A 23,670-nucleotide genomic window follows, 5' to 3' on the forward strand; every position below is an offset into this window, starting at 1 on the left:
ATCGGCGCTCCTTTGCGGCCACGACCTGGGGCGCGTCTTTCGGATCTTGTCGGCGGGCCCGCGTGGTCCGGGGCCGTGCTTCGCAAGGGCGGAGGCGCTCCCGCGTACCGGACGTACCGGGGAGTCCCGACAACGCGGCGGGGCGCGGTGCCGGGCCGCGCGGGCCCGGCAAGATCCGGAAGGCACGTCCTAGGGGCGCAGGGCGTCGGTGAGCGCGTCGAACGCCCGGTTCGCGGTCTCGTCGTCGACCACCGCCCGGTCCCACACCATCCGCAGGCGGAGCTCCGCTCCCTGGGTGACGGAGACGGCGAAGGGACCTCGGACGGGTCTGCCGTCGACGTGGACCTCCCGTCCTTCGACGCCGGCCAGGGTGAGGGGCGGGCGGCGGCTGTCGTCGTCCACGGTGAGGAGTCCGTCGAGGCCTCCGGTCCAGCCCGAGCCGGTGGACCGTACGGCGGTCACGACCGCGTCGAACGGTACGTCGGCCCGGTCGAGGTCGTCCCACCACGCGTCGGCGGTGGCCCGCGAGCCGGGTCCGCGGCCGGTGTCGGCCGGGAAGACGAGCGTGTTGAGGAAGCAGCCGATGACCGGCTCCGCGCCCGCGGGACGGCCGCCCCACGGGTAGCCGAGCGGGACCGTGCGGTCCGGGCCGTACAGCTCGCGGGCCGCGGAACGGCAGGCGTCGAGGAGGCCGGGGAAGGAGCCGCCGCCGTCGGGTGCGGGCAGCAGGGCGTGCGCGGCGCCGCTGTGCGGCGCGCCCTCGGGCGCTCGTGCGGGGCGGGGTGCCGGGGCGTGGGTGTGCAGCGTGCGCAGCCGGTCCGCCCAGTACGCGGCCGCGGCGGACGTCTCCGCTCGTTCCTCGGCGGCGAGTTGCCGCCGGACGGCGTCCTCATAGGTGACGAGTTCGGCCGCCGTCTCCTGCGCCGCGGCGCCGGGTTCGGCGGCCTCCTCACCGTAGGCGGCGCCCAGCTCGTCGACGATCCGCGCCAGCGAACGGCCGTCGCAGACGGCGTGGTCCAGGGCGACGGCGAGGACGTCCTCCTCGCGCTCCTCGTCGCGTACGAGGAAGAGCCGCAAGGGGGGACCCTGCGGATCCCAGGACGCGAGTGCGCGGCGGAGCACGTCGGCTGCCGGCTCGCCGGGTGCGGCGGCCGGCCGGATCACGGTGACGTCCGCGTCGTCGGGAGCGGCGACGCGCAGTACGGGGGTGCCCCGGACGACGGCGGGCCGCGAGCGCAGGGCGGTGTGCCGTGCGGCGAGCCTGTGGGCCGCTTCCCGCAGGCGTAGGGGGTCGATGGTTCCGGACGGGAACGCGAAGAACATGGGCACCACGTCGGGGCGCCCCGCCGGGTCCAGCGACCGCACCAGCATGAAGCGGCGCTGTGCTCCGGTGACAGGCAGCAGGGCGTCGGACCGGTCGGCGGTGAGACGCCGGTAGCGGGTCAGGTACTGACTCGTGATGCTGAGCACGGGGTCCTCTTCGTCGTGGCCGCGGTCGTGGCCGCGCGGGGCGGTGTGGTCGGTGGTGGCGGGGCGGTGGTCAGCCGGTGGGCGCGGGGGCAGGCCGTTCGTCCTGGCCGGCGTGGGAGGCGGCGTCCTGCGGTGTCCCGTCGGCGCTGCCCTCGTCCTGCGCACCGGGGAGGTCGCGCATCCGGCGCAGCGGGGAGAGCAGCAGCGGCAGTGGCACGGCGAGGATGCCGACGGCGCACCAGGCGAGGGCCGTACGCGATCCGTAGGCCTGGGCGAGGGCTCCGCCGATGAGCGCGCCGAGCGGCAGGGTGCCCCACATGAGGAAGCGCAGGGTGGCGTTCATCCGGCCCAGCAGGCGCGGCGGGCACATCCCTTGGCGGAAGCTGACCTGGGCGACGTTGTAGACGACGGCGCCGAAGGAGACGACCGCGGATCCGGTGGCGAAGAGGGCCGCCCCGGCGAGACCGTGTGTGGACAGGGGCCACAGCAGTGCGAAGGGGCCGGTCACCAGGAGGGACAGGAGGATGACCCGGGCCTGTCCCAGCCGTGCGGCGAGGCGGCCGGCGCACAGGGCGCCGAGGAGCCCGCCCACGGCCGACGCGGACAGCACGAGCCCGAGCCCGCCGGCCCGCAGTCCGACGGTGCGGACGAGGTGCACGGTCTGCGTGGCCATGAGGACGGCCGTGCAGAGGTTGGCGAGGCCGGTGGTGAGGGCGATGACGCGGAGCAGGGGGTGGCCGAAGACGAAGCGGACGCCCTCGCTGATCTCCTTGCGCAGCGAGGCCCCGGGGGCGGCGGGTTCGGGTGCTTCCTCGGCCCGCTCGATGCGCTGGAGGAACAGGGCGGAGAGGAGGTAGCCGACGGCGTCGACGATGACGGCGAACTGCGCGCCGACGAGCTGGACGAGTCCGCCGCCGATACCGGGGCCGGTGACGTGGGCGGTGGAACGGACCGTCTCCAGCGCGCCGTTGCCTGCCACGAGTTGGTCGCGGTGCAGGATGTGCGGCAGGTAGCTCTGGTGGGCGACGTCGAAGAACACGGTCGCCACGCCGGTCACGAGCGCGACGGCGTAGAGCTGGGCCATGGTCAGGGCGTCGGCGAGCGCGGCGGCGGGGATGCTCGCCATGGCCACGGCACGCACCAGGTCCGCCCGGATCATCAGGGGCCGTTTGCGCATGCGGTCGGTGAGTGCCCCGGCGGGCAGCCCGACGAGCAGGAAGGCGGCGGTCTCCGCTGCGGTCAGGAGGCCCACCTGAAAGGCGGGGGCGTCGAGTTCGAGGACGGCTACGAGGGGCAGTGCCACCAGCGTCACCTGGGCACCGAACTGTCCGGTGGCGGCTCCCGCGAGGAGCAGTCGGAAGTCACGCAAGCGCATGGGGCCACCGGTGCCACCGGTGGCGGCGCGGTTTGTGTCGGACATGTGAACGACATTCACCGATTAATCGCGCAACAGTCAAAGGAAACCTGTCAGTTTCGGACTAGTTTTGCGGCGCCGGGGACACGAGTCGGGAAATCTTTCGTGCTACCCGGGGTACCACCACGTAAATTCCGGCGGACCGCACAGGCGGCGCGGGGCGCGTGGGGCAAGGGGGGTCAGGGAGGCGCAAGGGGGGCGCGAGGGGGCCGAGCGGCGACCCTTACCGAGAGTAACCGATTCGATCCTGGCCGAAAAGACTCATCCGTGATCATGTCCCTGCGGAGGCCGGCATTCCGTCCGCTATGAACGCGCTTGCGGCCCGGGCACGTCTCCCCACCCCATGGGCAGGACTGGGCGCAGCGGCCTGGGCCGAGCCCGCGTACACCGTGGGCGAGCCGGTTCCAGCGGGCCGGCCGATCCGCGCACCCCGACCGGGGCGACGACCCGTCGCCCCGTAGGCAGTAAGCGCCCGTCGCCCGCTCGGCACCGCCCGCGCTCGTCGTGTCGGGCACGTCATCGCCGCCGACGCCGGCGAAGGGTCTGCGAGGATGAGCCGTATGAACGTGCGGAGCAGGAACCATGTCAAGGTGACCGGGCGGACCGGTGCACCGGCGGTGGTGCTGGCCCACGGATTCGGGTGTGACCAGAACATGTGGCGTCTGGTGGTTCCCGAGCTGGAGCGGGACTTCACCGTCGTCCTCTTCGATCATGTGGGCGCGGGAAATTCCGAGCTGTCCGCATGGAGCCGGGACCGCTATGCCTCGCTGGACGGCTATGTCGACGACGTGCTGGAGCTGTGCGCCGAGCTGGACCTCGGCCCGATCACGTTCGTGGGGCATTCGGTGAGCGCGATGATGGGCGTGCTGGCCGCGGCCCGCCGGCCGGAGGCGTTCGCCGGCCTGGTGCTCCTCGCGCCCTCGCCCTGCTTCGTCGACGACCCGGCCACCGGTTACCGGGGCGGGTTCAGCGCGCAGGACATCGACGAACTGCTGGAGTCCCTGGACGCGAACTACCTGGGCTGGTCCGGCGTCATGGCCCCGGTGATCGCGGGCAACCCCGACCGGCCGGAACTGGGTGAAGAGCTGACCAACAGCTTCTGCCGCACCGACCCGGAGATCGCCCGGGTCTTCGCCCGGGTCACGTTCCTGTCCGACAACCGCGCCGACCTCGCGTCGGTGACGGTACCGACCCTGGTCGCCCAGTGCTCCAACGACGCGATCGCTCCGCCGGAGGTGGGCGCGTTCATCCACGCGCAGATCCCGGGCAGCCGGCTGGTCACGCTGAACGCGACGGGGCACTGCCCCCAGCTTGCCGCCCCGGAGGAGACCGCCGCGGCGATCGCCGCGTTCGCGGGGGCCTCCAGGTGATGTGCGAGACCGACGACGAGGCCGCAGACGAGGAAGGCCGTACCTCGGGGCGAGGCCGAGGCCGTTCCGAGGATCACGAGGAGCACGAAGGGAACGAGGAGGCCCGGTTCTCCGAGCTGTTGGAGGACAGCGCCGAAGACCTGTACGAGCACGCGCCCTGCGGCTACCTGTCCACCCTCCTGGACGGTCGGATCGCCAAGATCAACACCACCCTGCTGGACTGGCTGGGCTACGAGCGCGACGCCTTGGTCGGCCGTAAACGCTTCGCCGACCTGCTGACCGTCGGCGGCCGCCTCTACCACGAGACCCACTTCGCACCCCTCTTGCGCATGCAGGGCGAGATCAACGGCATCGCGCTGGAGCTCAAGGCCGCCGACGGCACGCGCCTGCCCGTCATGGTCACCTCGACGGTCAAGACCGGCGGCGACGGACAGGCGCTGCTGATCCGCACCACCATCTTCGACGCCCGCGACCGCCGCGCCTACGAGAACGAGCTCCTGCGTGCCCGCCAGGAAGCCGACCGGGAACGCGACCGCCTCAAGGTCCTGAACACCACCCTCCAGAAAACCCTGCTGCCCCCCACGCTGGCGAACGTCCCCGGCCTGGACGTCGCCGCGCACTACCACATCGCCTCCGCCGACGAGGTCGGCGGCGACTTCTACGACCTCTTCCCCCTGGCCGCCGGCACCTGGGGCATGTTCTTGGGCGACGTCTGCGGCAAAGGGGCGGCCGCCGCGGCCGTCACCTCAGTGGCGCGCTACACCCTGCGCGCCGCAGCGGTCTACAGCCCCGACCCCGCTGCGGTCCTCGCCAACCTCAACACGGTCCTCAACCACGAGTACAACGGCACCGACCCCCGCTTCTGCACCGTCATCTTCGGCCTGCTCACCCCCGACCCCGACCGGGGCGGCTTCCACATCACCCTGGCCAGCGGCGGTCACCCGCCGGCCATGCTGATGCGCCAGGACGGCACCGCCGACTATCTGCCACCCCCGGCGGCCAGCTCGTCGGCATCCTGCCCAACGCCAACATCGCCACCACCACCGTCCACCTCGCACCCGGCGACACCCTGCTCCTGCACACCGACGGCCTCACCGAAGCCCACACCGCCGCCGGCCCCGACGGGCGCTACAGCGACGAAGCCCTCCTCGACTTCGGCCGCGCCCTGGCCCCCACCACCGCCACGGACACCATCACGGCGATCCGCGAACTCCTCGACACCTTCGGCAGCGTGGACGACGACACCGCCGTCCTGGCCGTCCACGTTCCCCGAACCACCAGTGAAGAGCAGCAGTGAGCAGACACCTGACCCTCCTCACCCGCACCACCAACGCCGGCGCGGTCATCGAACTGGCCGGGGAACTGGACCACCACACCGCACCCGAGGCGCGCGACGCCCTCCCCGGCATCACCCTGGCCGCCGGCCAGCAGCTCACCATCGACCTCGCGGGTCTCACGTTCTGCGACTCCAGCGGCATCACCATGCTGCTCGCCGCCCGCAACCACGCCCTCGTCGCCGGCGCGACCATCGCGCTCGCCGCGGTCCCCGAACGCGTCAGCCGGATCTTCCGCATCGTCGGCCTGGAGCAGGTCTTCCCCACCCATCCCAGCGCCCGAGCTGCCGAAGACTCCTGGCATCCCGCCTCCGACTGACCGAAGCCGCCCGCCGATCCGCGGACCACTGCGGCCCACCACCCTGCGGTCGGCCGCACCCGCTCCCCCACGGCAGCCCCCGCGCGCCCTGCCCCAAAGCCTCAGCAGCAGGAGCGCGCGGAGCGGGCGTAGCGCCCGGGGGTGGTGCCCACGGCCCTCTTGAAGTGCCGGGTGAAGTGGGACTGGTCGTGGAATCCCGCCTCGACCGCCACCTCGGCGGCCGGGCGGCCATCGAGGAGCAGCCGACGGGCCAGAGCGATCCGGCGCGAGATGAGGTACTGGTGCGGGGCGATGCCGAAGGCGGCGCTGAACGAGCGGACCAGATGGGCGGGGTGCGCCTGTACCAGTTCGGCCGCTTCCGGCAGGGAGAGGCCCGCCACCACCCGCTCGTCGAGGAGTTCGCGCAGGCTGCGCGCGATGCCGTCGCGGGTTCCGGCGCCGAGCGGCGCAGTGTGCCCGCCGAGGAGTTCGAGGCGTGGCCGGAGCAGCACGCGCAGCCGTTCGCGGATCAGAGCCAGCCGGCTCTCCGCCTCGAACTCGTCGCCGGGCAAGGCCAGGGCCTGGTGGAGCTGCCCGACGCGTCGACGCAGGACCGGGTCGGCGAGGTCCGGACCATCCACGGCGGCGCCGATGAAGCGGTCGTCCAGCACCGTCATGTCGAGGTAGACGACACGCTTGCGAAACCCGTGCGAGGTGGCGGCGGAGCCGTTGTGCGCGACGTGGGGCGGGAGCAGGCTCACGGTCCCGCCCGGTGTGCCGCGCCGGTGGCGGTCCAGGTCGTAGCGGACGGCGCCGTCATCGACGATCAGCAGCGTCCACTCGTCGTGGACGTGCATGGGGTACGCGTGCGCGGTGAAGCGGGCGTGGAAGACCTCGACGACACCCGCGACCCGCGGACGCCAGGCCGAGACCTCTTGCTGGAGCTGATGCACGCAAAGAACGTACAAGACCGGGCGAGGCCGAGCCCGGCAGTCTCGGACCATGAGCGATGAGACGAAGAACGAGAACGACGAGCAGGCGCGAGCAGACGGCGCTGACGCGCCCGTGCGCTTCGACACCAAGATCGCGGTGCTGCTCCGCGACGACCTGGAGACGTGGCAGCGGCTGAATGTCACCGCCTTCCTCGTCAGCGGGCTCGGAACGGTCCTCCCCGAGTTGGTCGGCGAGCCGTACCAGGACGCCGATGGCACCCCCTATCTGCCGATGTTCCGCCAGCCTGTTCTGGTCTTCGAGGGCGGGAAGGAAACGGTGACGGCAGCGCACGAGCGGGCAGTTCGGCGCGGGCTGCCGACCGCGGTGTTCACCTCGGACCTGTTCGGCACGGGTAACGACCGCGCGAACCGGGCGGCGGTGGCGGCGGTGGGCAAGGACCAGTTGAATCTTGTCGGAATCGCCGTCCACGGGCCGCGCAACTCCGTGGACAAGGTCGTCAAGGGCGCCCGCATGCACGGGTGAGCGGTCCCTGCCCCGGCCGTCGGGGCGGAGCTGACCGAGTTGCTGCGGAACCGGTCGGGCGACGCGTCGGAGGCCTACTTGGATTCGACTCGCCCCACCGGGTCGGAGCCCGTCGTCAGTGCCTCGCACTCGGGCCGCCACGCGGAGTCGCCGAGGTGGAGCCGGGTGCGGAGGTAGGGTCGTGAGCCGGGCGAGGGCGGCCACTGGGGCCGGGTTCTCATCCGTGGTCTCCGCGGCGACGTACCCGGCGATCCCGCCGAGTCCGTGCTCCGCGTCGAACAGGGTGAGCAGGGTCTTGGGGCCGGGGGCGAGGGTGCAGGGGTCGGCGTGCCAGTCCGGCCCATGTCCGTGAAGTGACGCGAGTCGTCCTTGTCGCCGGCGCCGACCAGTGCGGGCGCGGCCATGGTTGAGAAATCGACGGCCCCGATGATCGCCGCCCCGGCCGGGCGCGGCAAGCATTCATGTCCTCGGCGCGGGAGCGCCAGAAGGCGGGTGCGCCGGGCGCGCCGGCGACCAAGTGGCTCAGCGTCCGGGAGGTGAGGTGGGTGGGCTGGACGACGACGAATCCGTGGGCGGCCCAGAAGTGGGCGAGCGGGGCGTACCCGTTGAGCGAGGAGAGGTGGTTCGAGGGGCCGTGACCATGGGAGAGGAGGATGACCATGGGAGAGGAGGATGACCGCGAGGCCGGTTCCGGTCGCGGGTACGCAGACGCGTACCTGGAGGTCCACGGGGCGTCCGGGGACGGAGAGGACCACGGGGCTGTACGACATGACCGGGGCCCGCCAGATCGCCCAGGCGTACCTGGTGCCCGAGGCGACCACGGCGCAGCGGGTCAGCCGCGCCAAGCGCACCGTCTCCGGTGTGCGGTTCGAACAACCCGGCGACGTCGCCACCGTGCTGCGCGTCCTCTACCTGGTTTTCAACGAGGGCTACTCCGGCGACGTCGACCTCGCGGCCGAGGCCATCCGGCTCGCCCGGCAGCCCGCAGCCCGGTTCGATCATCCTGAGGTGGCGGGACTGCTCGCCCTCATGATGCTCCACCACGCCAGGCGGGCCGCGCGGACGGCGCCCGACGGCAGCCTGGTGCCGCTCGCCGGCGCTCGCGGCGCTGGCCGGTTCGCTGCCCCGCCGTGCCGGGGTTGCGGCGTACCTCCACGAGCGCGACGGGGACCTGGCGACGGCGGCGCGGCTGTACGCGGAGGCGTCCCCGAAGGCTCCGAACCTCGCCGAACGCGACCACCTGACGCGCCGGGCCGCCCGTATCAAAACCCGGCTGGGCGCGCTCCGTTCCGGTTGAGGGGCTGCTTCGCGCTCAGAAGGTCCAGCGCGTGTGGCTGTAGACGCCGCCGTCGCGCCCGAAGCCGTACGCTGTCGTCGGGGCCACCGCGAACACCACCGCGGTGCCCTGCCGGAACGCGTCGTCGATCCCGTGGAAGGTGCCCTCGGGTGAGGTGATGTGGGGCCCGTACTTCGCCTCGTACGCCGTGATCACCTCCTCCACCACGGCCGGATCGGAAACCTGTTCCGCCCTGCCCTCGACCACGATGTCGAGTCCCTCGGTGAGCGAGTTCCCTCCGGTGGTCAGCGCGCAGTGGCCGTCGTGGGCCAGGTTCTTCGCCTTCTGCTCCCCCGGTCCGGTGGAGAAGTACATGACCCCGTCGTGCCAGGCGGCGATCACGGGGGTGACGTGCAGGCGCCCTTCGGGCCGGACCGTGGACAACCAGAAGACCTCGGCAGCGCCCAGCTGCCGTTGCGCCTCGGTCCAGTCGGTGGCGGTGACTTCGGCGGCACCCGGGCGGGGGTTGAGTGCGGAGCTGTAGCGGGCGTCGAGTTCGGTGGTGGGGTGTTTCGCGGATCCCTGGGCCGGCATCGTGGATCTTCTTCCTCTCCCCCGTTCACTGTCGGCACGCCGCCGAGGGGGAACGAGCCCGTGCATCCTCCCCCGCAGGCGTGCCCGTCGGCGCCGTACGCGGCCGTCGACCGGGCCGGGGTCACCCGGCCGGTCGCGTGCCGGTGGCCCCGTCCGGGTCCGGTTCCGGGTCGTCGCCTTGGTGGTGCGGCGGACACACGGTCGGTGGGAACTCGCGCCTCGGACCCACGGGACCTGCTCCGGGCCTCGACCGCCATCGGTGCCACCGGCGCGGCCGCAGGGGGTGGCCGGGCTCGGCGCCGGACCGGCCGCCCACTGGCGGAGGGCGGCCCTGCCTGCACCGGCAAACCCCTGAGGGTGCGGTCCGGTACGTCACCGCCTCCCGCCCCGGTTTAGTTCGGGCGTCGTACGCAACGCGGGTCGGGCGTCGAACACGGCTGGGCGCCGCAGGAGGGCGACCTCGTCGCCGTACCGGGCGGCGGCTACGCCCGCCCTGAGGACACCGCGTGGGGGCGGAGGTCCCGCGCGGCACCCTGCCGCGCGCTGGGGGCGGCGCCCCGCCCGGGCCTCACCGTCGCCGCCCTGTGCACGGGCGTGATGCTGCCGTCGGCCGCGGGACCGGCCCGGGACCGGCCCGGGACCGGCCGTGCACCACCCATCACAGGGCGCGTCGTGTACTCGCCGGGGACAGGGTGTCAGGTGTGGTCGGGGGTGGCGCCGTCCAGGAGGAGGCGCTTCTGGGGCTTGCCCATCGCGTTGCGCGGGATCGCCTCGACGAAGCGGACCTCGCGGGGGCGCTTGTGGACCGACAGGTGGGACGCGACGAAGTCGGTGAGCTCGGCTCCGGTGACTCCCCCGGCGACGACGAACGCGACGATCCGCTGGCCGAGGTCCGCATCGGGGACACCGACCACGGCGGCCTCGCGCACCCGGGGGTGGTCCAGCAGCGCGTTCTCGATCTCGCCCGCCCCGATCCGGTACCCGCCCGACTTGATCATGTCGGTGGACGCGCGGCCCACGATCCGGTGCACGCCGTCCTTCTCGTCGACGGCCGCGATGTCACCCGTACGGAACCAGCCGTCCTCGGTGAACGCGGCGGCCGTCGCCTCCGGCCGGCCCAGGTAACCGGAGAACAGGGTGGGTCCGGTCAGCTGGAGTTCGCCGATCTCCGCGCCGTCCTCGGCCGCGATACGGGTGGCGATGCCCGGCAGCGGGGTGCCGACCGTGCCCGGGGGCAGGTCACCGCCCGCCCGGCCGCTCACGGTGATCAGTGTCTCCGTCATCCCGTACCGCTCCACGATGCGGTGTCCGCTCGCACGCTCGATGTCCCGGAAGACCGGAGCCGGAAGCGCCGCACTGCCCGACACCAGGAGCCGGGCCCCCGCCAGGGCGGACGCGGCGTGCGGCTCGCGGGCGATGCGCGACCACACGGTCGGCACGCCGAAATACAGGCTGCCGCCCGCGGCCGCGTACGCCTCGGGCGTCGGCCGGCCGGTGTGCACGAGGCGGCTGCCGGTACGCAGCGCTCCGAGGACACCGAGGACGAGTCCGTGGACGTGGAACAAGGGCAGTCCATGGACCAGGGTGTCCTCGGCGCTCCACTGCCAGGCCTCGGCGAGCGCGTCCAGGTCGGCGGTGATCGCGGCACTGCTGAGGACCACGCCCTTGGGGGCGCCCGTGGTGCCGGAGGTGTAGAGGATCAGCGCGGGATCCTCGGGCGTGCGTACGACGGCGGGAGCGGGGGTCCTGTCCGAGCGGCGCGCGAAGTCGACGTCGAGGGGGCGGGCCCCGGAGTCGCGCAGGATGTGCCCGCGCTCGGCCGGACCCGCATCCGGCGGCAGCGGAACGCACGGCACGCCGGCGAGCAGAGCCCCGACCACGGCGGCCACCGTCTCCAAAGAAGCCGTCGCGGTCACCGCGAACGCCGGGATGCCCGATGCGGCGAGATCGGCGGCCACCTGGCGGGCCGCCCCCAGGAGTTCCTCGTAGGAGGCGGTACGGCCGGCGACGGTGACGGCGTCCGCGCGGTCCCCGTGGACACCGGTAAGGGCGGTCAGCATGGCGGGCGGCTCCGTTCGACGGTGGTGGGAGGCGGTGGTGCGAGGCGGTGGTGCGAGGTGCTGTCGGGTGACGTGCGGGTTCGGCCAGCCTACGCGGCCCGAACCGGGGCGCCGCACCCTATGATCGGCGGAACTTGACCGTTAGAAGACCAGTTCTCGACCTGATTCTCGATCCGGGGGGACACGTGGAAACGGCACGATTGGCGGCGTTGATCGCCGCGACGATCACCATCGGCTGGATGAGCGGCCTCTTCTACGGATTCTCCGTGTCCGTGATGCCCGGACTCCGGGTCGCCGCCGACCGCACCGCCATCGAGACCATGCAGCGGATCAACGTGGCCATCCTCAACGGCTGGTTCCTGCTGGGCTACATCGGCGCCCTCGTCTTCAGCGCGGCCGCGGTCGTCCTCCACGCCGCCGGCAGCGGCGGACGGGAGGCACTGGTGCCGCTGATCGGCGCGCTCGTCGCCTACCTCGCGGCGATGGGCGTGACGGCCCGGATCAACATCCCGCTCAACAACGCCCTGGAACAGGCCGGCCCCGTCGAACGCATCGCCGACCCGGCGGCGGTCCGCCGGGCCTTCGAAGCACCGTGGGTACGCGCCAACGTGTGGCGGGCCGTGCTGTGCACGATCTCCCTCGGCCTCCTCGCCTGGGCGCTGGTCCTGCGCTGACCGGGGAGGCCCCGGGCAGACGGGCCGGCCCGTCGGGGCCGGGCCGGTGGTCAGCGGGTGGTGCGGCCGTGGAGGAGCAGGGCGCGGGCGAGGCCGGCCAGGGCCGTCGTGCACAGCAGCGTGCGGATGACGTTCGTGGTGACCCACGTCGACTTGAACCGCTCGACGACCTCGAAGTCCTGCATCCGGGCGACGTCGCCCGCGTCCGCCAGCTCGTTGTTGAGGGGGATGTTCACGGTGAAGGTGATCAGCAGGACGACGAGGTAGGCCACGGCGGCCGCTCCCACCCACAGGGCGACCGCCCGCCGCCCTCCGCGGAACTCCAGGACGGCCGACAGCACGGCCGCCACCAGCGCCAGCAGGAACACCGTCCCGAAGAGCGGGTTTCCGTCGATGGCCTTGTTGAAGGCTCGCATCGCCGTGACGTACGTCTGCTCGTCCCCCGCCGCGAGCCCCGGCATCACCGAGACGTCGAAGGCGAAGAACAGCCCGGCCATCAGGCCCACCCAGACCGTGGAGACGATCAGCACGGCGCCGGCCAGGCGCGTGCCCGACGCGGACGGTGCGGGCGGGGCGGGCGGGCTGGGCTGTGCGGGCGGCACGAACGGCGACGGACCGGCAGACATGCGATGTACGTCCTCTCCCCAACGGGGATGCGTTCCGGACACGAAGGCCCGATCTTCACATCAACTGCGCTCTATTGCAGGGGAGTCAAGCCGACGTTCGAGCGAATCTCTAGTCCTGAAGCGAATCTTCGGCCTTGGTCCGCGAGGCAGTCGCGGAGTCGCCCGGTGGGCTTCGACGTGCTCCGGCACAGCCAGGGCGGACATCGCCGCCTCCTGACTGCGACGGAGTGCCGCGGCGTCCCGGCGCAACACGCGCTGACGCCCGCGCACCCGCAGGCGGACCGCCACGGGCCACAGCGCCGGGAGCAGGTGCTGGGCCGCCCTGGTGCCAGGCACTCGGGGACCGCGGCGCCGAGACGACGCCGCCGGCCGTCGTGTACGCCAACATCGTTTCGCGCCGAAACGGTCCGAGCGCGGGCGGCCCGGCGGGGCCGCGGAATACCGCGATCAGCCCTCCGCGGCGGATCCGCACTGCGGACCTGCGAGGGGCGCTCCACAATGGGGTGAGGGGGTGCGTGCGGGCGCCGGCCGTGCCGCCGCGTCCGAGTCCGCCTCCGCGTCGGCCGAGAGGAACGCCCCCATGCGCGCTGAGTCTTCGCCGGCGGCGCGGCGGAAGGGGGCCTTCGTCGCGGTCGCCCTCGCCCTGTTCTGCATCCAGCTCGACTTCTTCGCGCTCAACCTCGCGATCCCCGGCATCTCGGCGGAGCTCGGTGTCACGGTCTCGGCCGCCCAGTGGACCCTGTCCGCGTACATGCTCGCCATCGGCTGCTTCTTCATCGTCGGCGGCCGCGTGGGCGACGTCTTCGGCCGTCGGGGCACCCTGCTGGCGGGAACGGCCCTGTTCGCGGCCGGTTCCGTGGGCTGCGCGCTGGCTCCCGGCCTCGGACCGCTGGTGGCGGCCCGGGTCGCGCAGGGGGTCGGCGCGGCGTTCGTCTTCCCGGTGTCCGTGTCCGTGATCACCAACACGTTCCCCGAGCAGACCCGCACCCGGGCCCTGGGCGCGGTGTTCGGCGTCGCCAACATCGGTACCGCGCTCGGACCCTTCGTGGGCGGAGGGTTCACCGAGGGGCCGGGCTGGCGGTGGATCTTCTGGCTGATGGTGCCGCTGACCCTGCTCTCGCTGCTGATCGCCCTGGTGTACGTACCGGACTCGCGCGACACGTCGGCGCCGCGCGAGCTCGACCTGCTCGGCTGCGCCCTGATCGTGTGCTCGCTGGCGGCCCTGACGCTGGCCGTGGAGCGCGGGGACGCCTGGGGCTGGGACAGCGCCCGTACCCTCGTCTGCTTCGCCCTGGCCATGGCGGCCGGCGGGTCGTTCCTCGTACGGGAGCGGAGTGCCCGGCAGCCGCTGGTCGATCTGCGGCTGTTCCGCAACGTCCCGTACGTGCTGGTGACCGGGATGGGCTCGCTCACGAACATGGGCTACGGAGTCACCGTCTTCCTCGCCACGCTCTACCTCCAGGACGTGCGCGGCCTCTCGCCGCTCCTGGCGGGCACGGTGTTCCTGGCCCCGGCCCTGCTGGTGGCGCTCAGCGGGCCGCTGGGGGCTCGGCTGGCCCGGCACATGCGGGCGACCGCGGTGATGGCGCTGGCCGGGGCGGTCGCGGGTACGGGGATGTTCGCGCTGGCCGGGGTCGGCGCCTGGTGGCTGTACGTGCCGGTGTTCGCGTGGTGCGGCCTCGGGCTGGGACTGGGCTGGACCTTCTCCAGTGTGGCGACGCAACAGGTCGTCTCGCCGGCCAGGGCGGGCGAGGCGTCCGGCGTCCTGCTGACGTTCCTGGTCACACTGGGTGCGATCGCCCTGGCGGGGACGGCGGCGGCGATCTCGGCCATGACCCCGCAGCGGCCGCCGGAAGAGGCCTACGACGCGATCCTGCGCCTCGGCGGGGTGGTCATCGCCGCGGCGGCGGTGGCCGTCATGGCGGTACGCCACCGGCTCGTGACGCTGGGCCGGGTCCCGCCGCTGTCGATGCGGGCGGACGACATCGCGGGGCTGAGCCGAGAAAAGGGCCGTCGGCCGTGAGGGGTCGAGCCCCGCCGACCAAGCGGGACTTTGACGACGCTCCCCAGGAGCGTGCCGGTCGGGTCGGTAGGCAGCGCGCTCATACCGGGCGCGGGGCCCCGGTGGTGGGGGCCGGAAGCACGAGCCGCACCTCGAACCCGCCGAGGGCGCGGGGGCCGGCGGTGACCGACCCGCCGTAGACCTTCGCCCGCTCCCGCATCCCGATCAGGCCGTGACCAGGTGCGATCACGGTGTTCGACCGGAACACACCGCTGCCCTCGCCGCTGCTTCCACCGCTTCCCTCGTCCGTGACGGTCACGACGACCGCGCGGCTCTCGTAGCGGAGGGTGACGGCCGCGCTGGTCTGCCCGGCATGCTTGAGCACGTTGGTCAGCGCCTCCTGGATTACCCGGTAGACGCACAGGGCCATGCCCTGCGGGAGCCGCGCGGGGGTGCCGACGACCTCCATGGTGACGGGGATCCCCGCACCCCGTACCCGGTCGAGGAGTCGGTCCAGCAGTTCCAGCCCGGGGGCCGGGGCGTAGGCGTTTTCCGGATCCGCGCGTCCGTCCGGTCGGCCTTCCCGGCCGACGCGCAGCAGGTCGAGCATGCGGCGCATCTCCTCCAGCGCTTCCCGGCTGGTGTCGGCGATGGTGTCGAGGGCCTGCCGGCTGGCCGCCGGGTCGGTGGGGAACACGTACGACGCCATGCCCGCCTGGAGCGAGATCACGGACATGTGGTGGGCGACCACGTCGTGCAGCTCGCGCGCTATGCGCACCCGCTCTTCGGTGAGGGCCCGGCGGGCGTTCTCCTCCTGCTCCTTTCGCAGTTGGAAGGTCAGCTCGGCGAACTGCCGATTGCGTTCGGCGAGTCTGCCGGAGCCGCGGCCGACGACGAACACCACTGCCGGGAACAGGACGGCCTGGGCGAGGACGGTGGGCATGGAGCCGTTCTCCGCGTTGCCCAGGCCGGCGTACACCCAGGTGCCGGCAACGACCGCCGCGCACCCGACGGACGTGCGCAGGCTGCGTGTCGCCGCCACGGTGTACAGACCCAGGAGCGGTGGCATCGAATTGACGACCGGCCAGTACCCGCAGGTGATGAACACGATCCACAGCGCGTCGCTGGTGGCGAACACCGCGACGGGCGCGATCCGGCGGGCCAGCAGGGCAAGGCCCACGAGAACGGTCAGGACGGCGCCCAGTTCGTCCAAGGGCTGCCATCCGACCGGCGGCCTTTCCCGGCCCAGCAGCAGTCCCGCGCCGGCGTAGCCCAGCGCGAGCCCCGAGTCGACGGCCAGCGACCGGTACCGGAACCAGGAGCGGTGACTTCCGGCGAGCGCTTCGCGCAGCCCGAATCCAGCGTGCATCGGCGCAGCCTACGGGCTGCGGCCCGGCCGGGCCATGGGCTTCCCGGACCACTCGCCTCCGTAGTCGCCCACGCCCGCCCGGTCGGCGACGACGGGGTTCGGTGCCCGAATTCGGGCGCTGCAGCGCGTTGTCGGGCAGAGCGCGGGCAGGTGAGGTACATGAAGACCACACAGAAGCAGCGGACACGCTTACAGCAGATCGGCGCCCACGGGGAACGGAGGGCTCTGCGATGACGATGGAGAGCGCAAGCGCGAGTGTCGTGGACGCCCCCGTCTGGGTCCACCTGGCGGTGATGGCGGCGGCGATCCTGATCCTGTTCTACAACCTGGCCAGGGACGGCCATTGAAACCCCGGGCGGCCGGCGTGGCGTGGCGGCGGCCGACGTACCGAGGGCCTGCCCGGTCGTGATCGACCGGACAGGCCCGATTCGGCCACGTCTTCGTCTACCAGTAGTGGCGTCGTCCGCCGACGGCGTGTCCGACCGATCCCATGATCCACAGCGCCGCACCCACCACGAGCAGGATGACCCCGAGGGTCCACAGGAGGGAGACCCCGGTAAGAAGTCCGATCAGCAGGAGGATCAACCCGACGGCAATCATGAGTACCTCATTCTCGCGTTGGCATGGTCGGCGGAAACTGTTGGATCCGCCGTGGCGCTTCAGACGCCGTCTGCCCCCGAATGCGGTCCTTATCTGTGCCTCCGCGCGATCCGGCGCGATGGGTTGGAACGCGTACGGCCGGGCAGACGCAGAAGCGCGCGTACGGCGCACCACCATCCTCGCGAGCCGAAACCCGAGGTGAGCCGCATGGACCGGGACACATCCGAACCAAAACCCGACAGCTCCAAGCCGAAGCCGAGGCCGCCGCACCCCACCCCCCGGGACCTCGCGCAGGCACAGCGCGGGCCCCGACCGGGTGAACCCCGCCCCGCTGCCGTCGAACCGTCTCCTGCCGAGCGTCCGCCGGTGGCCGAGCCGCCTGACTAGATCGTCTCCGGCCCGACCGATCCCGGGGCGCGGCCCGGGGCGCGCTCCGGACGGTCCACTGCGCGTTGCGGGTCACTCCCGGCGGACGCATGGTGGGCAGAGCATTCCCCCTCACTCGAGTCACTCAAGGAGTATCTCGTCATGAGCAAGGCAAAGGGCAAGGCCAAGCAGGTCAAGGGCAAGCTCAAGGAGACCGCCGGCGACGCCGTGGACGACAAGCGCATGCAGGCGGAGGGCGGCGCCGAGCAGATGGCCGGCAAGGCGGAGGACATGACCTCGGAGGCTGCGAACAGGACCAAGAAGGGCATGCGCAAGTCCTGACCGGCGTGCCTCCCCGCGCTGGAGGGGCCGGACCCGTCGTGCCGACGGGTCCGGCCCCTCCTTCCGTCACCCTGATGGTGGATCGCGACGCCGGGAGTCCCACCCGCCCGTGCCCATCGGCCGGGCCGCCCTGACCGCCCCGGCAGCCGCGCTCGAAGCGCCCCGGCAACTTGGCCGGTACGTGTCTGGCGCACGACCGCAACGGAAAAAGTTTTCCACCGACGCCTATCGGAGCGTCGTTCGCCGGGAATGCTGCGTGTGATCTCCCGCCCCTGCCCGACGCCCCGTCACGGCGTCGCCGCCCGGGCGGGCCTTCCGTTCTGCGCCCTCGGGAGGTAACACACCATGCAGCCCACCCCCACCACCCTCGCGGCCCCCAGCCGACGCGACCTCCTCACCGGCCTCGGTATGGCCGCCGCCACACCGCTCCTTCTCGGCGTCACCGCCCGCCCCACGTCCCCGAGCCGCCCGTCCGGCCGGCCCGCCACGGCCGGGGGGACGGTCCTGCTCCGTGGGGCCTCCCTCGTCCTCACCATGGACCCAGGCCTCGGCGGCGGCCCCCTCGGGGCCGTCGAGAACACCGACGTCCTGATGCGGAACGGCGCCATCGCCGCCGTCGGCCCGACCCTCCAACGGCCGCCGGGAGCCTGGGTGGTGGAGGCCGCGGGCAAGCTGGTCATGCCAGGGTTCGTCGACACCCACACCCACCTCTGGCAGGCGGTGATCCGGGGCGGCTGTACCGACCGCGACCTGTTCGGCTGGTTCGCGGGGTGTACCGACCCGCAACGCGCACGGCTGACCCCGGCGGCCCTCCACAGCTTCGTACGGCTCGCCGCCCTCGACGCCGTCCAGTCGGGCGTCACCACACTGGTGGACTGGGTGGACATCTTCGCGTTCGACCTGATCGAGAGCTACGTACGGGCCCTGGCCGGCACCGGGGTGCGCTTCACCTACGCGATGTTCCCACCGAAGCCGGACGCGGTGCTGGTCACGAAGGTGAAGAAGGAACTCGTCGATCCGGCGCCCCTGGGTTCCTTCCAAGTGGCCACGCACGCGGCCCGGGCCGTCCAGGACCTCAACCGTGCGCACTGGGAGGCCGCCCAGGACCTGGGCGTCATGCTCAACTCCCATGTGCTGGAACGCCCGGAGCAACGCGCGGACGACCCGATCGGGGTCCTCGCCGACATCGGCGCGCTGGGCCCGCGGCTCCTGATCAACCACGCCGTCCACCTGACCGACGCCGAGATCGCCGCGGTCGCCGAACACGACGTACGTGCGGCCCACTGCCCGCTCAGCAACATGCGGCTGGCATCCGGCATCATGCGGCTGTCGGAGTTCAGACGGCGGGGCGTCAAGCTCGGGCTCGGCCTGGACGGCGGGACCAACGACAGCTCGGACTTCCACGCGCTGATGAAGACGGCCATCGGCCTGCAACGCGCCCGGGCGACGGACGCCGGGGTCTTCCCACAGGTGGAGGACGTCTTACGGATGGCCACGTTGGGCGGGGCAGAAGCGCTCGGCATCGCCGACCGGGTGGGCTCCCTGACGCCCGGCAAGCGGGCCGACGTCGTCGTCATCGACCCGGCCGCCCTGAACTTCGCACCGCGTTTCGACTGGGTGGGCCAGGTCGTCTTCAACGGGCGCCCCGAGAACATCGACGCCGTGTTCGTGGACGGAAGGCCGCTGAAACTCGACGGCCGACTGGTCGACGTCGACGCGGGGCGCGTCGTCCGGGAGGCGGAGGCGGCAGCCACCCGCCTCCGCGCGACCGGCTAGGCGCTCGGGCCGCGGCGGTTCCGGCGGGCGGTGAGCTGGCCCTGGACGTAGGCGTCGGTCTCCGGGGTGTAGGGGCCGCCGTGGTCGAAGAGCAGGTCGGTGATGCGTCGCCATTCCGCCGCCTCGGCGCGGGTACCCGTGTCGGCCGCGTCGAGGTCGTCGGCGGCTTCCTCGGCGGCCTCCAGTGCGTCCGCGGTCTGATGGTGCGTCATTCCTGTGGCCCGTCGGCGTACCCTGTCGCGGGCTGCGCGTTCCTCGGGGGTCGGTTCGTGCGGTTCGTTCGTCGCGGTGTCCTGGCTCATGGGTGGTACGCCTTCCGTCGGTGGCCGTCCGGCCCCTCGTCCATCCTCCGATACCCGCGGCGGGCCGTTTCATCTCCGGCCGTCCGGAGCGGCCGGCGGCGGACCTCTTCCTTCAGGAGTCACCCATGACGCGCTCGCTCGACGGTCTCGTGTTCGTCCCCGTCGCCGACCAGGCACCCGGCCAGGTCGGCCGGCAGACCCGGTTCGAGTACCACGAGCGCGACGGTCTCGTCTGGGCCGACTACCGGGGCGGGGACGTGGTCAAGGGGCATCTGATCGGCACTCGGGAGGACGACACCGTCGACTTCCGCTACGTCCAGCTCCGTCTCGACGGCACGACAGCCTCGGGACACTGCACGTCGCGCGTGACCGTGCTCGCCGACGGCCGCCTGCGCCTTGAGGAGTCATGGAGTTGGGAATCCCAGGAGGGCAGCGGCACCAGCTCGGTCGAGCAGCCGCTGGACTGACGCCCCGGCAGGCCCCTGATCAGCGCGTCTCTTTTCCCAAGACGGATGTGTCCAGGATGCGGGCGGGCTCTTGCTGAGAGGTCCGCCTTCGGCGAGTATCCCTATCAATCCGATAGGGAAGGTGGGATTGAGTTGCAGTGCGGCTCCCGCCGGCCATCGACGCCGTTGCTGCCGGCGCCCGACAACGATCCGGAGTGGCCCACATGACCACCGCCGTCCCCGATGGCACCGCCGTCCGCCCACTCTCGGCGCCACGCCACGGCACCCCGGCCTGTCGGTGAAGTCCGTGCCGACGACACCGAGCACGGCCGCAGCCCGGTCCGGCGACGAGCGCCGCGCGCTCATGCGTACCGCCCGCGACGTGGCGGACGACCTCGCCGCGGATGCCATCACCCGTGAGCGGGCGGGCCGCCCGCCCACCGACGAGAGGACCCGGCTGCGCGAGGCCGGGCTGCTCGCGGCCCTCACCCCGCCCTCGCCCGGCCGCGGTACGGACTGGCGTACCGGATGCGCCGTCATACGGGAGGTCGCCGCGGCGGACAGCTCCGTGGGCGATGTGCTCGCGCGGCACTACGTACACACCTGGAGCGGTCGCTTCTACGCGAGTCACCACCAGGCCGCCACCCTCGAAGAGGCCTCGGTGCGCGAGCATTGGCTGTGGACCGGGGCGGTCCGGGCGCCCGCACCCGACGAGGACGGCGACGGGCCGGACCTCACGCTGAGGCCCCGCAACACCGGCTACGTGCTGGACGGGCGCCGGTCCGTCGACACTGCGGCGGCGGTCGCCGACCAGATCGTGGTGGACGCCGTGTGCGCCGTGACCGGGGAGGTCCTGGTGGTGCGCATCCCGCCCCGCACACGCGGCGTGACCGTGGAAGCCGCCCACGACCGCCTCGGGCAGCGCGCCGCCGGCGCGGGCGAGGTCGTCCTCGACCGGGTCACCGTCGCGCCCGGCCAGGTGCTGGGCCGGCGCCCGCACGACGAGGAGTCGACGGCGCCCTTCACCGCACTGGCGGAGCCGGCCCTGCGGCTCGCCCTGTGCCACGTCGCACTCGGCATCGCCGAGGGCGCGCTCACCGAAGCGCGCGACCTCAGCCGGGGCGGCCGGGCGCACCGGCTGCCGGGCGAGGACCCGGACCTCCTGCTCACCTACGGGGAGCTCGCCTCTGCCGCCCACACAGCCACCGCGGTGGTCGACCGGGCGACGGAGGCGATGGCGCGGGCCCTCGACGTGGGCGCGCACCTCGACGCCGACGAGCCGGCGGGCGTCGCCGCGCTGGTGGCCACGGCCGAGACGGTGACGTCGCGGGCCGCCCTGCACATCACCACGCGCGTGCTGGAGCTCGCCGACGCCCCCGGCCTGGACCGTTTCTGGCGCAACGCCCGCGTCCTGACGGCCCACCGCCCGGCGGCGCACCGCCTCCGCTCCATCGGCGAGCACTACCTCAACGGCTCGCACCGGGCGGTGGCGGCGGCCTTCCACTGACCCGGCGGCCCGCCGCACACCCGCGAGACGTGGGCGGACGCCGTACGGGATAATGTGCGCATGCGGATCTCAGCCAGGGCGGACTACGCGGTACGTGCCGCACTGCAGCTCGCGGTGTCACAGGACGACGGGCCCCTGAAGGCCGAAGCCATCGCCGACGCCCAGGACATCCCGCACAAGTTCCTCGAGGGCATCCTGAACGACATGCGCCGGGGCGGTCTGGTCCTCAGCCAGCGGGGCGGCAACGGCGGATACCGCCTGGCCAAGCCCGCCGACTCCATCAGCATCGCGGACGTCATCCGCGTCGTGGACGGACCACTGGTCTCGGTGCGCGGCGTCCGTCCTCCGGACCTGTCCTACACCGGCCCCGCCGAGTCGCTTCTCCCCCTGTGGATCGCGCTGCGGTCCAACGTGCGCGCGATTCTCGACGGTGTGACCCTCGCCGACGTCGCGGCGGCAAACCTGCCGGCCGGCGTGTCCGCGCTGACCGACGTTCCCGACGCCTGGACCAATCCCTGACCCACGCGCCGCCATCTCGTCCCACCTGGCCTTTCTCGCAAGACGAGACAAGGTCGTCCAGTATGTGGTCAGCCCCTTGGGGCGGGTGTCGCCGTCTGCCAATATGCCTACCAGCCAGGTAGGAAAACTAGGGATTCGGGGGTGAGGTGACCATGCGCACGCCGCATCACGCGGGCCTTCTGCTGCCCCGCCTCACCACCCGCCGGCACATCGACCTGGTCCGCACGTCCAGCGCCATCTGTCAGCCTGCCTGACGCGCTGCCCGGAGCCCCGCTCCGCGTGCAGAGCACCGCTCCGCGCATGGAGCGCCGCCTCCGCTTCGCCATCCCGCTCCGCGTCGACCGGATGAACCCTCCCGGCTGACCTCGCCGCCGCATCACCTCCGTGCGCGGCACGCGACGTACGGCGGCTCCACATCCGCCCCTTCGGCATCCGCGACACCTCTCCGCTTTCCGCCGGCGACGCCGTGCCACCACCGACCGGCAGTGGCACCGTGCGCGTACCTCCACCGCCTCCGAAACACCCGCCCCGAACACCCACCCCGTGAAAGGACACCTCCGTGTCTGCCGCAAGACCGCTCATCACCCTGCGCGCCATCGCCGTCACCGCGACGCTCCCCCTCCTCCTGACGGCCTGCGGCTACGGTTCCGAGGCGAAGAAGGAAGACGACAAGGCCAACGTCGCGGCCACCGACGGCAAGAAGCTGTCGGCCGCCGAGGTCCGTATCGGGTACTTCCCGAACCTGACGCACGCCACCGCGCTCGTCGGCCTCCAGGAAGGCCTGATCGAGAAGGAACTGGGCGGCACCAGGATCAAGCCGCAGAGCTTCAACGCCGGTCCGTCCGAGATCGAGGCCCTCAACGGCGGCTCCCTCGACATCGGTTTCATCGGCCCCTCGCCGTCGATCAACGCCTACGTGAAGTCCAAGGGCTCCAACCTGCGGATCATCTCCGGCTCCGCGTCGGGCGGCGTGAAGCTGGTCGTGAACCCGGACAGGATCAAGACCCTGGACGACCTCAAGGGCAAGAAGATCGCCACCCCGCAGAAGGGGAACACGCAGGACGTCGCGTTCCTCAACTGGATCTCCGAAAAGGGCTGGACGGTCGACCCCGAGTCCGGCAAGGGTGACGTCTCCGTCGTCCGCACCGACAACAAGGTCACCCCCGACGCCTTCAAGCAGGGCTCCATCGACGGCGCCTGGGTGCCGGAGCCCACGGCCTCCAAGCTCGTCTCCGACGGAGCGAAGGTCCTCCTCGACGAGACCGAGCTGTGGCCCGAGAAGAAGTTCGTGATCACGAACATCATCGTGTCGCAGAAGTTCCTCAAGGAGCACCCGGACGTCGTCGAGGCCGTACTCGCGGGCACGGTGAGGACCAACGAGTGGATCAACGCCAACCCGGAGAAGGCGAAGGCCTCCGCCAACGCCAAACTGGCGGCGGAAAGCGGCAAGCCGCTCGACGCGAAGGTCCTCGACCCGGCGTGGCCGAGCATCCGGATCACCGACGACCCGCTGGCCTCGACGCTGAAGACCCAGTCGGAGTGGGCGGTCAAGGCCAAACTCATCGAGCAGCCCGACCTGGCCGGCATCTACGACCTGACACTCCTGAACAAGGTCCTCAAGGCCGCCGGCAAGCCCCCGGTCTCCGACGCCGGCCTCGGCGCCAAGTAAGCGCACGGGCCCTTCCGTTCCCAGGAGGTGACGACCATGGCCACCACTCTCGCCAAGGCTGCCGAAGGCACCGCTCACACGACGGCGCACGCCGCCCGCATCGAGCACGTCTCGAAGTCCTTCTCCGGCCCGGCCGGTTCGCAGCTCGTCCTGGACGACATCAGCCTCGATGTCGCTCCC

At 72.2% G+C, this 23,670-nt stretch carries 21 protein-coding genes and 4 pseudogenes; 15 read left to right on the forward strand and 10 right to left on the reverse strand.

Going from position 1 to position 23,670, the window contains the following annotated elements; translation table 11 throughout:
* Window positions 1-189: 189 nt before the first annotated feature.
* The gene (locus ACZ3X1_RS34855) at window positions 190-1,470 is read right to left on the reverse strand and encodes a condensation domain-containing protein (protein ID WP_467283233.1); all 1,281 of its coding nucleotides are present in this window, start codon (window positions 1,468-1,470) and stop codon (window positions 190-192) included.
* Window positions 1,471-1,540: 70 nt separating this feature from the next.
* Window positions 1,541-2,890 carry an MFS transporter gene (locus tag ACZ3X1_RS34860; protein ID WP_467283234.1) on the reverse strand — a complete coding sequence of 450 codons (1,350 nt, stop codon included), beginning with the start codon at window positions 2,888-2,890 and terminating at the stop codon, window positions 1,541-1,543.
* A gap of 554 nt (window positions 2,891-3,444) precedes the next feature.
* On the opposite strand from ACZ3X1_RS34860, the gene ACZ3X1_RS34865 reads away from it, so the two are divergent.
* The 3 genes and pseudogenes from ACZ3X1_RS34865 to ACZ3X1_RS34875 all read left to right on the forward strand — a co-directional run bounded on the left by ACZ3X1_RS34865 (window position 3,445) and on the right by ACZ3X1_RS34875 (window position 5,907).
* Window positions 3,445-4,254 (forward strand): alpha/beta fold hydrolase, encoded by an 810-nt coding sequence (locus ACZ3X1_RS34865; protein ID WP_390077696.1) that lies wholly within the window; start codon window positions 3,445-3,447, stop codon window positions 4,252-4,254.
* A pseudogene (locus tag ACZ3X1_RS34870) lies at window positions 4,254-5,551 on the forward strand (PP2C family protein-serine/threonine phosphatase). Before ACZ3X1_RS34865 ends, ACZ3X1_RS34870 begins: the two are co-directional and overlap by 1 nt.
* A complete protein-coding gene (locus ACZ3X1_RS34875) occupies window positions 5,548-5,907 on the forward strand; it encodes an STAS domain-containing protein (protein WP_390077655.1) in 360 nt (119 codons plus the stop codon). Before ACZ3X1_RS34870 ends, ACZ3X1_RS34875 begins: the two are co-directional and overlap by 4 nt.
* Before the next feature lie 101 nt (window positions 5,908-6,008).
* Here ACZ3X1_RS34875 and ACZ3X1_RS34880 read toward each other — a convergent pair whose 3' ends face one another.
* Window positions 6,009-6,890 carry a helix-turn-helix transcriptional regulator gene (locus ACZ3X1_RS34880; protein WP_467283241.1) on the reverse strand — a complete coding sequence of 294 codons (882 nt, stop codon included), beginning with the start codon at window positions 6,888-6,890 and terminating at the stop codon, window positions 6,009-6,011.
* On the opposite strand from ACZ3X1_RS34880, the gene ACZ3X1_RS34885 reads away from it, so the two are divergent.
* A complete protein-coding gene (locus ACZ3X1_RS34885; protein ID WP_467283244.1) occupies window positions 6,889-7,362 on the forward strand; it encodes a DUF2000 family protein in 474 nt (157 codons plus the stop codon). The two genes, ACZ3X1_RS34880 and ACZ3X1_RS34885, sit on opposite strands and share 2 nt — an antisense overlap.
* A gap of 74 nt (window positions 7,363-7,436) precedes the next feature.
* On the opposite strand, the pseudogene ACZ3X1_RS34890 reads toward ACZ3X1_RS34885, so the two are convergent.
* Window positions 7,437-8,132 (reverse strand): annotated as a pseudogene (locus tag ACZ3X1_RS34890) (alpha/beta hydrolase).
* A gap of 10 nt (window positions 8,133-8,142) precedes the next feature.
* On the opposite strand from ACZ3X1_RS34890, the pseudogene ACZ3X1_RS34895 reads away from it, so the two are divergent.
* A pseudogene (locus ACZ3X1_RS34895) lies at window positions 8,143-8,659 on the forward strand (DUF6596 domain-containing protein); the annotation flags it as partial.
* Between the two features lie 15 nt (window positions 8,660-8,674).
* Here the strand turns inward: ACZ3X1_RS34895 and ACZ3X1_RS34900 are convergent.
* The gene (locus tag ACZ3X1_RS34900) at window positions 8,675-9,232 is read right to left on the reverse strand and encodes a pyridoxamine 5'-phosphate oxidase family protein (protein WP_467283246.1); all 558 of its coding nucleotides are present in this window, start codon (window positions 9,230-9,232) and stop codon (window positions 8,675-8,677) included.
* Window positions 9,233-9,927: 695 nt separating this feature from the next.
* Window positions 9,928-11,292: an acyl-CoA synthetase gene (locus tag ACZ3X1_RS34905; protein ID WP_467283248.1), complete on the reverse strand. Its 1,365-nt coding sequence runs from the start codon at window positions 11,290-11,292 to the stop codon at window positions 9,928-9,930.
* A 185-nt stretch (window positions 11,293-11,477) separates the two neighbouring features.
* Between ACZ3X1_RS34905 and ACZ3X1_RS34910 the strand changes: the two genes are divergently transcribed.
* Window positions 11,478-11,966, forward strand: a complete 489-nt coding sequence (locus tag ACZ3X1_RS34910; RefSeq protein ID WP_467283249.1) for an anthrone oxygenase family protein — start codon at window positions 11,478-11,480, stop codon at window positions 11,964-11,966.
* A gap of 50 nt (window positions 11,967-12,016) precedes the next feature.
* On the opposite strand, the gene ACZ3X1_RS34915 is transcribed toward ACZ3X1_RS34910, so the two are convergent.
* Window positions 12,017-12,592: an anthrone oxygenase family protein gene (locus ACZ3X1_RS34915; RefSeq protein WP_467283251.1), complete on the reverse strand. Its 576-nt coding sequence runs from the start codon at window positions 12,590-12,592 to the stop codon at window positions 12,017-12,019.
* 580 nt (window positions 12,593-13,172) lie between these two features.
* On the opposite strand from ACZ3X1_RS34915, the gene ACZ3X1_RS34920 reads away from it, so the two are divergent.
* Window positions 13,173-14,615, forward strand: coding sequence for an MFS transporter (locus ACZ3X1_RS34920; protein ID WP_467283254.1), 1,443 nt, complete (start codon window positions 13,173-13,175; stop codon window positions 14,613-14,615).
* Window positions 14,616-14,694: 79 nt separating this feature from the next.
* Here ACZ3X1_RS34920 and ACZ3X1_RS34925 read toward each other — a convergent pair whose 3' ends face one another.
* Window positions 14,695-15,963 carry a sensor histidine kinase gene (locus ACZ3X1_RS34925; RefSeq protein ID WP_467283256.1) on the reverse strand — a complete coding sequence of 423 codons (1,269 nt, stop codon included), beginning with the start codon at window positions 15,961-15,963 and terminating at the stop codon, window positions 14,695-14,697.
* Between the two features lie 444 nt (window positions 15,964-16,407).
* A complete protein-coding gene (locus ACZ3X1_RS34930; RefSeq protein ID WP_199819228.1) occupies window positions 16,408-16,563 on the reverse strand; it encodes a DUF6131 family protein in 156 nt (51 codons plus the stop codon).
* A 528-nt stretch (window positions 16,564-17,091) separates the two neighbouring features.
* Here ACZ3X1_RS34930 and ACZ3X1_RS34935 point away from each other — a divergent pair.
* Window positions 17,092-17,271 (forward strand): CsbD family protein, encoded by a 180-nt coding sequence (locus tag ACZ3X1_RS34935; protein ID WP_390077673.1) that lies wholly within the window; start codon window positions 17,092-17,094, stop codon window positions 17,269-17,271.
* Window positions 17,272-17,616: 345 nt separating this feature from the next.
* Window positions 17,617-19,047 (forward strand): amidohydrolase family protein, encoded by a 1,431-nt coding sequence (locus ACZ3X1_RS34940; RefSeq protein ID WP_467283260.1) that lies wholly within the window; start codon window positions 17,617-17,619, stop codon window positions 19,045-19,047.
* On the opposite strand, the gene ACZ3X1_RS34945 is transcribed toward ACZ3X1_RS34940, so the two are convergent.
* Window positions 19,044-19,349 (reverse strand): hypothetical protein, encoded by a 306-nt coding sequence (locus tag ACZ3X1_RS34945; protein WP_362636451.1) that lies wholly within the window; start codon window positions 19,347-19,349, stop codon window positions 19,044-19,046. The two genes, ACZ3X1_RS34940 and ACZ3X1_RS34945, sit on opposite strands and share 4 nt — an antisense overlap.
* Window positions 19,350-19,474: 125 nt before the next feature.
* On the opposite strand from ACZ3X1_RS34945, the gene ACZ3X1_RS34950 reads away from it, so the two are divergent.
* From ACZ3X1_RS34950 to ACZ3X1_RS34975, 6 genes and pseudogenes are all read left to right on the forward strand, one after another.
* Window positions 19,475-19,816 (forward strand): avidin-fold protein, encoded by a 342-nt coding sequence (locus tag ACZ3X1_RS34950; RefSeq protein ID WP_362636448.1) that lies wholly within the window; start codon window positions 19,475-19,477, stop codon window positions 19,814-19,816.
* A 286-nt stretch (window positions 19,817-20,102) separates the two neighbouring features.
* Entirely contained in the window at window positions 20,103-21,302 is a 1,200-nt protein-coding gene (locus tag ACZ3X1_RS34955) for an acyl-CoA dehydrogenase family protein (RefSeq protein WP_467283263.1), read from the forward strand.
* Between the two features lie 60 nt (window positions 21,303-21,362).
* Window positions 21,363-21,821 (forward strand): RrF2 family transcriptional regulator, encoded by a 459-nt coding sequence (locus ACZ3X1_RS34960; protein WP_362636442.1) that lies wholly within the window; start codon window positions 21,363-21,365, stop codon window positions 21,819-21,821.
* 152 nt (window positions 21,822-21,973) lie between these two features.
* On the forward strand, window positions 21,974-22,075 hold the full coding sequence (locus ACZ3X1_RS34965) for a putative leader peptide (RefSeq protein ID WP_324610408.1): 102 nt from the start codon (window positions 21,974-21,976) through the stop codon (window positions 22,073-22,075).
* Window positions 22,076-22,380: 305 nt separating this feature from the next.
* Window positions 22,381-23,490, forward strand: a complete 1,110-nt coding sequence (locus tag ACZ3X1_RS34970) for an aliphatic sulfonate ABC transporter substrate-binding protein (RefSeq protein ID WP_467283267.1) — start codon at window positions 22,381-22,383, stop codon at window positions 23,488-23,490.
* A gap of 36 nt (window positions 23,491-23,526) precedes the next feature.
* Window positions 23,527-23,670 (forward strand): annotated as a pseudogene (locus tag ACZ3X1_RS34975) (ABC transporter ATP-binding protein); the annotation flags it as partial.

The organism is Streptomyces sp. NPDC023541, assembly GCF_055559995.1.

Excerpts from the sequence above, each read along its gene's own strand:
- ACZ3X1_RS34860 (WP_467283234.1), bottom strand. The coding sequence starts at position 2,890 with ATGTCCGACACAAACCGCGCCGCCACCGGTGGCACCGGTGGCCCCATG.
- ACZ3X1_RS34865 (WP_390077696.1), top strand. The coding sequence starts at position 3,445 with ATGAACGTGCGGAGCAGGAACCATGTCAAGGTGACCGGGCGGACCGGT.
- ACZ3X1_RS34885 (WP_467283244.1), top strand. The coding sequence starts at position 6,889 with ATGAGCGATGAGACGAAGAACGAGAACGACGAGCAGGCGCGAGCAGAC.
- ACZ3X1_RS34880 (WP_467283241.1), bottom strand. The coding sequence starts at position 6,890 with ATGGTCCGAGACTGCCGGGCTCGGCCTCGCCCGGTCTTGTACGTTCTT.
- ACZ3X1_RS34900 (WP_467283246.1), bottom strand. The coding sequence starts at position 9,232 with ATGCCGGCCCAGGGATCCGCGAAACACCCCACCACCGAACTCGACGCC.
- ACZ3X1_RS34905 (WP_467283248.1), bottom strand. The coding sequence starts at position 11,292 with ATGCTGACCGCCCTTACCGGTGTCCACGGGGACCGCGCGGACGCCGTC.
- ACZ3X1_RS34915 (WP_467283251.1), bottom strand. The coding sequence starts at position 12,592 with ATGTCTGCCGGTCCGTCGCCGTTCGTGCCGCCCGCACAGCCCAGCCCG.
- ACZ3X1_RS34920 (WP_467283254.1), top strand. The coding sequence starts at position 13,173 with ATGCGCGCTGAGTCTTCGCCGGCGGCGCGGCGGAAGGGGGCCTTCGTC.
- ACZ3X1_RS34925 (WP_467283256.1), bottom strand. The coding sequence starts at position 15,963 with ATGCACGCTGGATTCGGGCTGCGCGAAGCGCTCGCCGGAAGTCACCGC.
- ACZ3X1_RS34930 (WP_199819228.1), bottom strand. The coding sequence starts at position 16,563 with ATGATTGCCGTCGGGTTGATCCTCCTGCTGATCGGACTTCTTACCGGG.
- ACZ3X1_RS34935 (WP_390077673.1), top strand. The coding sequence starts at position 17,092 with ATGAGCAAGGCAAAGGGCAAGGCCAAGCAGGTCAAGGGCAAGCTCAAG.
- ACZ3X1_RS34940 (WP_467283260.1), top strand. The coding sequence starts at position 17,617 with ATGCAGCCCACCCCCACCACCCTCGCGGCCCCCAGCCGACGCGACCTC.
- ACZ3X1_RS34945 (WP_362636451.1), bottom strand. The coding sequence starts at position 19,349 with ATGAGCCAGGACACCGCGACGAACGAACCGCACGAACCGACCCCCGAG.
- ACZ3X1_RS34950 (WP_362636448.1), top strand. The coding sequence starts at position 19,475 with ATGACGCGCTCGCTCGACGGTCTCGTGTTCGTCCCCGTCGCCGACCAG.
- ACZ3X1_RS34960 (WP_362636442.1), top strand. The coding sequence starts at position 21,363 with ATGCGGATCTCAGCCAGGGCGGACTACGCGGTACGTGCCGCACTGCAG.
- ACZ3X1_RS34965 (WP_324610408.1), top strand. The coding sequence starts at position 21,974 with ATGCGCACGCCGCATCACGCGGGCCTTCTGCTGCCCCGCCTCACCACC.